Genomic DNA, 8,108 nt, shown 5'->3' with positions numbered 1-8,108 from the left:
CCCCTCGTTGATCTCGGGAGAAACGACGCTAAAACCGGCCCGGTAGGGGCGTTTTTCCCGAGATCAACGCGGAGGGGGTGCGGGCGCCACGAGCGCAGGCGACGCGCACCCACCCGCCCGCGCCGCCGCCCGGACCGCGAGTGGCCGGACGGACGGCAGGCAGGGCCGGGGAAGCGACCCGCTCCCCCGTCGCTGCCATCGGCGGCGACCACGCACACGCCCGCCAGCCGACAGCGCTGCCGCACAGGCCGCCCACCTCCGTCGTCGCCGCCCAACACGCCACACCCCGCCGGCCCGCCGCCCGGCCGAGGCCCGGAAGCGGGGCACCAGCCCAGCGGCCCCCGCACCACCAGAGGCCTGCCACCCGGCAGGCAGGGCCCGGGAACCGCCGAGCTCCGGCCGTCGCCGCCCCTCCCCGGCGACCACGCACACGCGCCGCGCACGACAGCGCCACCGCATGGGCCGCCGACCCGCCTCGCCGTCGTCGCCGGTGGCCACGCTCCGGCGTCGTGGGCGCTTGGCCTGGGCGCCTACTAGGCCTGGGCGCCTACGCGGATCTCGAAGATGCCGAGTTCTCCCGCGTCCACGTTGAGTTCCTCCCCCTCTTCCAGGGGGCGGGTCGCGGATGTGAGGTTCACCGCCAGGCCGGGGCGCTGTTCCACCAGCCCCGCGTCCGGCAGCGCGACCTGCGCTCGGGTGACCTGTTCGCCGTCAACCTCGGCCTCGATCTGCACCGACGCACCCTCTGCGAGCTCCTCCGGGGTGACCAGGACCGGGCCGGTGCTCAGGGCCGCCGTCCGGCCGTCGTCGGCGCGCCACAGGCAGGCCGCCGTGAAGCCGAGCAGCCGTCCGGACTCCCCCACGAGCGCGGCAGCGCCGAGCATCGCGGTGAGCGTCCGCGCCCCCTTGGGCATCGGGGCGCCGTCGTCGGTGCCGCGCACCAGGGCGGCGTCCACCGTGCCCTCGGTCTGCGGCGCGCCCGAGACCGCGATCGGCACCGGGCCCGTCGGCCGCAGCGGGGCGCACAGCCGGGTCTCGAACTCGACGATGATCTCGGAGGGGTGCTCCAGCGCCTCATGGTGCGCAGCCCGTACCGCCTCGGTGTCGGCGTCCAGCAGCCCGGCCAGCTCCCGGCCTCCCGGGTGCCCGAAGACGCACCCGTCGTCGATGGCCCCGGCCCGCTCGGAACCGCCCGTCGGCGGAAGGTAGCTCACCCAGCGCACGTGTCCCCCGTGGTCGTCGCGGCAGCGGCGCCCGGCGCGCCGCACGACGAACCTATCGCTCCATGGAGGGACGGCCCCACCGCCCCGCGGTGCTGGCTCTGTGCAAGCGGCAGGTCAGGAGGGCCGCCCGCGCGAGCGCTCCACGAGGCGGGGACGCGCCCGCCTCGCGCCCCTTCACGGGCGTGGCGTCAAGACGGCGCTCCCCTCGGGGACGCCTCGCGTCCCTCACGGGCACAGCGGCAGGACGGCGCTCCCCCCCTTGGGAGACGCCTCAGCGCACCTCACGGACGCGCGGGTTAGGACGGCGCTCCCCCTCAGGAGACGCCTCGCGCCCCTCACGGGCGCGGGTCAGGACGGCGCTCTCTCCGGGGCGCCTCAGCGGCCCGCACGGGCACAGCGTCAGGACGGCGCTCCCTTCGGGGGACGGCCTCAGCCCCGCACGGGCGCGGCGTCGGGACGGCGCTCTCTCCGGGGCGCCTCAGCGGCCCGCACGGGCACAGCGTCAGGACGGCGCTCCCTTCGGGGGACGGCCTCAGCCCCGCACGGGCGCGGCGTCGGGACTCGGGTGTAACGCCTCAGCGTCCCCCACGCGCACAGCGTCAGGACGGCGCTCCCTCCGGGAGCGGCCTTCAGCGGCCCGGCGTGCCGCGGCGGCGGAGGGGTGCCTCCGGCGGCTCGCCCGGTGGGTTGTGCTCCTTGCCCGTGCCCGCGCACATGCGGCACGGCTCCTGTACGGCGGTCCACTCCACGACGCCGCCGTCGGCCACCGGGCGCTCGGCGCACCAGGTCCCCGTCCCCGCGCAGAAGCGGCAGGCGGGCCCTTCGCGCGCACACCACCGGCAGCGCTCGATGGCGCACTGCGAGCGCGGGCGCCACTCCGGCGAGCGCTCAGGCCCAACCGCCATAGCCCGTCCCCCCGCAAGGATCCCGTCGGCCGCGCCGCACCGCTTCCCGCCCTGCGGCGCGCCTCTCCCGCCCTCTGCGCGGAAGCGTGTTCAGCGTTGCACAGCGGCTCACCACCAGTCCAGAGGGGCCGATCCGATCCGGGTCCGTCGGGACGCCCCTTACCTCGGCAGCCGCGCGGGCAGCGTGCGGGCGGCGCGCGGGCAGCGTGCGGGCGGCGCGCGGGCGGCGCGCGGACGGCGCGCGGACGGCGCGCGGACGGCGCGCGGACGGCGCGCGGACGGCGCGGGCGGGGAGGGACACCAGCCCCGGGGGCGATCGGCCGGCCCCTCCCCGATGCGGGGCTCACCCCGACTCGCGCACCACCAGGCGGGTGTCCAGAACCACCGCCTGCGGCTTCGCGTCCGGGCCCTCGGCTATGGCCGTGTCGGCCAGCAGCCGCGCCATCTCGCCCCCCATTCGCTCCGTGGGCTGGTGCACCGTCGTCAACGGCGGGTCGGTGTGCGCCGCGGCGGCGGTGTCGTCGTACCCGACCAGCGCCACGTCCTCCGGCACCCTCCTGCCCGACTCCCGCAGGGTCCGCAGCACCCCCAGCGCCATGTCGTCGGACGCCGCGAACACCGCGTCCAGGTCGGGCGCCGCGTCGAGCAGCTCCCGCATGGCCCTGGCCCCGCCGTCGTGGCTGAAGTCGCCGTGCACGGTCAGCTCCGGCGCGTCCGGCAGCCCCGCCTCCGCGAGCGCCTCCCGGTGCCCCCGGAGCCGGTCCTGCCCGGCCGCCATGTCGGCGGGCCCCGCCACCGTGGCGATGCGCCGCCGGCCGCCCTCGATCAGCCTGCGGGTGGCCGAGGCCGCCCCGCCGACATTGTCGATGTCCACGTAGTGCACCGGGTGCCGGGGCGGGTAGAGCGGCCGCCCGCCCAGCACGACCGGCACCCCCGCCCCCGCCAGCCGGTCCGGCAGCGGGTCGTCGGTGTGCAGCGACACCAGCAGCACCCCGTCCACGTGCCCGCCGCTCAGGTAGTCGCCCAGCCGCTCGTGGTCGGCGGCGGTGCGCGCGGTGGCCAGCAGCAGCTGCAGGCCGCGGTCGGTCAGCACCGCGCTGACCCCGCGCACGATCCCCGAGAAGAACGGCTGGTCGAACAGGCGCTCCTCGGGTTCGGAGACGACGAGGGCGACGGTGTCGGTGCGGCGGGTGACCAGTGCCCGGGCGGCCCGGTTGGGCACGTAGCCCAGCTCGGCGATGGCGGCGCGCACCGCCTCCCGGGTGTCCGGGCTGACCCGGCTCGACCCGTTGATCACGCGGGACACCGTCCCCCGGCCGACCCCGGCGCGTCGCGCCACCATCTCCAGGGTCGGCCTGCGCTCCTCACCCATGGTTCACCCCTCCGCGGCCCCCGCGCCGGGCACCGCGCCCGCCGCCGCGGCCGCCGCGTACCAGCGGCCGCTGTCCTTGACGGTCCGGCGCTGGGTCGCGAAGTCCACGTGCACCAGGCCGAACCGCTGGGAGTATCCCCAGGCCCACTCGAAGTTGTCCAACAGCGACCAGGCGAAGTACCCCTTGACCGGCGCTCCCGCGCGCGCCGCCGCGCGCACCGCCAGCAGGTGGTCGCGCAGGTAGGACACCCGCTCGGAGTCGCGCACCCGCCCGTCCGCCCCGACCTCGTCGGGGTAGGCGGCGCCGTTCTCGGTGACGTACAGGTCGACCCCGGGGGCCTCGGCGGCCATCCGGGTGAGCACGCCGTACATGCCGCGCGGGTCGATGCCCCAGTCCATGCCGGTGCGCCCCTCCCCCCTCGGCAGGTTCACCGCCGGCGCGGTGCCCACCAGGGCGGGGTCCGGCTCGGCCGCGGCCTCGCCGGCGGCCTCCCGGTCCGCCGCGACCCGCTCGGCCGAGTAGTAGTTCACCCCGATGAAGTCGAGCGGCTGGGCGATCGCCTCCAGGTCGCCGTCGGCGACGAAGCCGAAGTCGCTGATCCCGGCCAGGTCCGCCAGCACGTCGGCGGGGTAGGCGCCGTTCAGCAGCGGACCGGTGAACAGCCGGTTGCGCACCCCGTCGGCGCGCCGGGCGGCGTCGATGTCCTCGGGGACGGGGCGGTGCGCCACCAGCTCACCGGGGTTGAGCACGATGCCGACCTGTGCCCCGGTGGCCCGGCGCAGCTCGCGTGCGGCCAGCCCGTGCGCGAGCATCAGGTGGTGGGCGGCGGCCAGCGACGCGGCGGGCTCGGTGCGCCCGGGGGCGTGGATCCCGGCGGCGTAGCCCAGGAACGCCGAGCACCACGGCTCGTTGAGCGTGGTCCAGTGCCCGATCCGGTCCCCGAGCGCCTCGCCCATGAGGGCGGCGTACTCGGCGAAGCGCAGGGCGGTGTCGCGGACCGGCCACCCCCCTGCGGCCTCCAGCTCCGAGGGCAGGTCCCAGTGGTAGAGCGTGGGCCAGGGGGTGACGCCCGCCTCCAGCAGGCCGTCGGTGAGCCGGTCGTAGAAGTCGATCCCCGCCCGGTTGGCGGCCCCGCTCCCGCCGGGCTGCACGCGCGGCCAGGAGATGGAGAACCGGTAGGCGCCCAGCCCCAGCTCCCGCATCAGGGCGATGTCCTCGTCCGTCCTGCGGTAGTGGTCGGCCCCGGGCTCCCCGGTGTCGCCGCCGAGCACCGCGCCGGGGCGGGCGCAGAAGTCGTCCCAGATGCTGGAGCCGCGCCCGTCGGCGCCGGTGGCGCCCTCGATCTGGAAGGCCGAGGTGGAGGCCCCCCAGACGAAGCCGTCGGGCATCGCGCCCGGGGCCGTGTTCTGGGCCCCGGCGGGGTCGGCGGTGGCGTGCGGGGTCTGCGGGGTCTGCGTCGAAGCGGTCACGCCTTGATGGCACCTTCCATGATGCGGCCGACGAGCTGGCGGCCGAGCAGGACGAACAGGATCAGCAGGGGCAGGGTCGCCAGCGTCGCGCCGGTGAACATGAGCGCGAAGTCGCGGGCGTAGGCCGACTCCTGGAGCTGGTTGATGGAGAACTGGACGGTCGGGTTGTCGGGGGTGAGCACGGCGATCGCCCACACGTACTCGTTCCACACCGTCATGAAGGTGAGCAGGCCGAGCACGGTCATCGCCGGGCGCAGCGCGGGCAGCACCACGCTCCAGTAGGAGCGGAAGGTGGTGCAGCCGTCGATGCGGGCCGCCTCCAGCAGCTCGTCGGGCACGCCCTGGGAGACGTACTGGCGCATCATGAACACGCCGAAGCCGCTGACCAGGAACGGCACGATCACCGCCTGCAGCTCGCCGCGCCAGCCCAGCCACTCCATGAGCACCAGCAGCGGGACGATGCCCACCTGCACCGGGACGGCCATGGTCAGCACCACGGCCACGGTGAAGAGGTTGCGCCCTTTGAAGCGGAGCTTGGCCAGGGCGAACCCGGCCATCGAGCAGAACAGGACGACCGAGACGGCGACGGTGCCCGCGGAGATGAACGAGTTGAGCAGGCCGGTCCCGAAGTTGGCCGAGGCCTCCCCGAACAGCCGGGTCAGGTTGTCGTCGAAGCGGTCCCCCGGCAGCAGCACCGGGGGGAAGCGGGACGCCGCGTCGGTGGTGCGCGTGGCGATGACGAACATCCACCACAGCGGGAAGACCGACACGAACACCGCCAGCAGCAGTCCGGCGTAGGTCAGCGGCGCCGCCTGGCGCAGCGCGCGCAGGCGCCGCTGGACCGGCCCCTGCCCGGGCCGGCGGGGCCGTGTGGGCCGGGGCGCGTGCGGTGCGGTCGCGGACGGGGTGGTCACGGCGCCCCCTTGATGGTCCGGGCCAGCAGGGCGTTGACCGCGCCCAGCACCACGATGATCCAGAACAGCACCCAGGAGATGGCGGCTCCGTAGCCGTAGTCGCCGTAGCGGAACGCCTCCTGGAAGACGAGCATCATCACGGTCTGGAACTGGCCCTGCGTGCCGCCCTGCATGGCGCCGCCGGTGTCGAACACGGCGGGCTCGGTGAAGAGCTGCATCTGGCCGATGGTGGAGACGATGACGGTGAACAGGATGGTCGGGCGCAGCATCGGGATGGTGATCTGGAAGAACTGGCGCACCCGGGACGCGCCGTCCAGCGCCGCCGCCTCGTACAGGTCGCGCGGAACCGCCTGCATGGCGGCCAGGTAGATCAGCGTGTTGTAGCCGATCCACCGCCAGTCGATCATCACCGCGATGGCCGCCCACGAGGAGAAGCGGCCGCCGCGCCAGTTGACCGGCTCGATGCCCACCGTGCCGAGGAGCTGGTTGATCAGCCCGAATTCGGTTCCGAACAGGGTGGAGAAGACGATCGCCATCGCGGCGATCGAGGTGACGTAGGGGATGATGAGCGCCATCCGGAACAGGCTCCGGCCCCGGATGGCGCGGTTGAGGGTGTCGGCGAGCAGCAGCGCCAGCATCAGCTGGGGCACCACCGCGACCGCGAAGATGCCCAGCGTGTTGACCAGGGCGTTCCAGAACTTCTCGTCGGAGAGCAGGCGGGCGTAGTTGTCCAGCCCCGCGAACCCCTCGTTGCCGCCGATCAGGCTCCAGTCGTGCAGCGACACCCAGGCGGTGTACAGCAGCGGGAACAGTCCGAAGACGCCGAAGAGGAGGAAGAAGGGGGCGATGAACAGGTACGGCGCCCCCTTCGTGTCCGCCGCGGCGCCCAGACGGGTCAGACGTCTCACCCGGCGGCCCGTTCCGCCTCGGAGACCGCGGTGTCCCAGCCCTCGTCGGCGTCGGCCTGGCCCTGCTCGACCGACTCCAGTGCGGCGCGGAACGCGTCGTCGATGGCCTGGGTGTCGGGCCCGTAGTAGACCGGCTCGAGCTCCATGGCGGTGGTCGCGTAGATCTCGCCGACCGGGGCGTCGTTGAAGTAGGGCCGGGTGAACCCGGTGACCTCCTCGGACTCCAGCGCCTCGGTGGTGGAGGGCAGCGTGTTGGCCTCCTCCCAGGCGCCCAGGTGGCCCTCGACGCTGGTCAGGAACTGGGCGAGCTGCGCGGCCTCCTCGGGGTGCTCGCTCTGCTCGGGAACGGCGAGGAAGGAGCCGCCCCAGTTGCCGCCGCCGCCGGGCACCGCGGCCACGTCCCAGCGGCCCGCGCCGCCGTCGCCGGCGGTGTTCTCGATGTGCCCGAGCATCCAGGACGGGCAGGGCAGGGTGGCGAAGGCGTTGTTCTGGATGCCGGCGTTCCACTCCTCCGACCAGATGGGCAGGTTCGCCGACAGGTCCGACATGCCCACGACGGTGTCGTAGGCCTCACGGGTGTCCTGGTTGGACTCCAAGACGAGGTTGCCCTCCTCGTCCTGGTAGGGCGCGCCGCCGTTCTGCGACATCACCGCGCGGAAGTAGGGCTGGATGGTGGAGACGAAGGAGGCCCCGGTCTCGGCTTCGCCGAACTCCTCGCCGGTGGAGACGAAGTCGTCCCAGGTGGGCCAGAGCTCGGAGACCTCGTCCCGGTCGGTGGGCAGCCCCGCCTCCTCGAACAGGACGGTGTCGTAGCACATGCCCATGCTGCCGATGTCGGTGCCCAGGCCGACGATCTTGCCGTCGGGGGTGGTGCCCTGCTCCCACTTCCATTCGAGGAAGTCGCCCTGCAGGTCCTCGGCCCCGTACTCGGCGAGGTCGACGAAGCGGTCGGGCTGGGAGAGGAACTGGGCGATGTTGGCCTCCTCGATGGCGACCACGTCACCGGCGCCCGACCCGGCCGCGATGTTCTGCTGCAGCTGCGGCGTGTAGTCGGCGAGGTCGGTGACGTTGCGCTCCTCGACCGCGATGCCGGTCTCCTCCTCGAACTGCTGGAGGAGGGCGTCGTAGCCCATCACGCCGAAGGTGTCGATGGTGAGGGTGACGTCTCCGTCGGATCCTTCGCCGCCACCGCCGCAGGCGGTGGCCAGCAGCAGCGCGCCGCCTGCGGCCGCCGCCGTCAGGGACGCGCGGTAGGTGGGTCTGCCGGAGACGGCGCGCCGTGCGCGCCCTCCGCGGTTCGGGGTGCTGGTCATGTC

Annotated in this window: 7 protein-coding genes; all 7 read right to left on the bottom strand. The window is 74.3% G+C overall.

Translation table 11 applies throughout. From position 1 onward, the window contains the following. Window positions 1-533 precede the first annotated feature (533 nt). The 7 genes from O4J56_RS18815 to O4J56_RS18785 all read right to left on the bottom strand — a co-directional run bounded on the left by O4J56_RS18815 (window position 534) and on the right by O4J56_RS18785 (window position 8,105). Window positions 534-1,268, bottom strand: coding sequence for a hypothetical protein (locus O4J56_RS18815; RefSeq protein ID WP_270687350.1), 735 nt, complete (start codon window positions 1,266-1,268; stop codon window positions 534-536). 584 nt (window positions 1,269-1,852) lie between these two features. After that, window positions 1,853-2,128, bottom strand: coding sequence for a hypothetical protein (locus O4J56_RS18810; protein WP_270687349.1), 276 nt, complete (start codon window positions 2,126-2,128; stop codon window positions 1,853-1,855). 343 nt (window positions 2,129-2,471) lie between these two features. After that, entirely contained in the window at window positions 2,472-3,500 is a 1,029-nt protein-coding gene (locus O4J56_RS18805; protein ID WP_270687347.1) for a LacI family DNA-binding transcriptional regulator, read from the bottom strand. Window positions 3,501-3,503: 3 nt separating this feature from the next. After that, window positions 3,504-4,970, bottom strand: coding sequence for a GH1 family beta-glucosidase (locus O4J56_RS18800; RefSeq protein WP_270687346.1), 1,467 nt, complete (start codon window positions 4,968-4,970; stop codon window positions 3,504-3,506). Further along, a complete protein-coding gene (locus O4J56_RS18795; protein WP_270687344.1) occupies window positions 4,967-5,884 on the bottom strand; it encodes a carbohydrate ABC transporter permease in 918 nt (305 codons plus the stop codon). The genes O4J56_RS18800 and O4J56_RS18795 overlap by 4 nt, the downstream gene beginning before the upstream one ends. Beyond that, the gene (locus tag O4J56_RS18790; protein WP_270687342.1) at window positions 5,881-6,792 is read right to left on the bottom strand and encodes a carbohydrate ABC transporter permease; all 912 of its coding nucleotides are present in this window, start codon (window positions 6,790-6,792) and stop codon (window positions 5,881-5,883) included. Before O4J56_RS18790 ends, O4J56_RS18795 begins: the two co-directional genes overlap by 4 nt. Next, window positions 6,789-8,105 carry an extracellular solute-binding protein gene (locus O4J56_RS18785; RefSeq protein ID WP_270687340.1) on the bottom strand — a complete coding sequence of 439 codons (1,317 nt, stop codon included), beginning with the start codon at window positions 8,103-8,105 and terminating at the stop codon, window positions 6,789-6,791. Before O4J56_RS18785 ends, O4J56_RS18790 begins: the two co-directional genes overlap by 4 nt. Window positions 8,106-8,108: the final 3 nt, after the last annotated feature.

Source organism: Nocardiopsis endophytica (genome assembly GCF_027706725.1).
GTDB lineage: Bacteria > Actinomycetota > Actinomycetes > Streptosporangiales > Streptosporangiaceae > Nocardiopsis_A > Nocardiopsis_A endophytica.
This window is presented reverse-complemented; position numbering and strand designations above follow the sequence as displayed.

Coding starts and splice junctions, on each gene's coding strand:
- O4J56_RS18810 (WP_270687349.1), bottom strand. CDS start 2,128: ATGGCGGTTGGGCCTGAGCGCTCGCCGGAGTGGCGCCCGCGCTCGCAG.
- O4J56_RS18785 (WP_270687340.1), bottom strand. CDS start 8,105: ATGACCAGCACCCCGAACCGCGGAGGGCGCGCACGGCGCGCCGTCTCC.
- O4J56_RS18805 (WP_270687347.1), bottom strand. CDS start 3,500: ATGGGTGAGGAGCGCAGGCCGACCCTGGAGATGGTGGCGCGACGCGCC.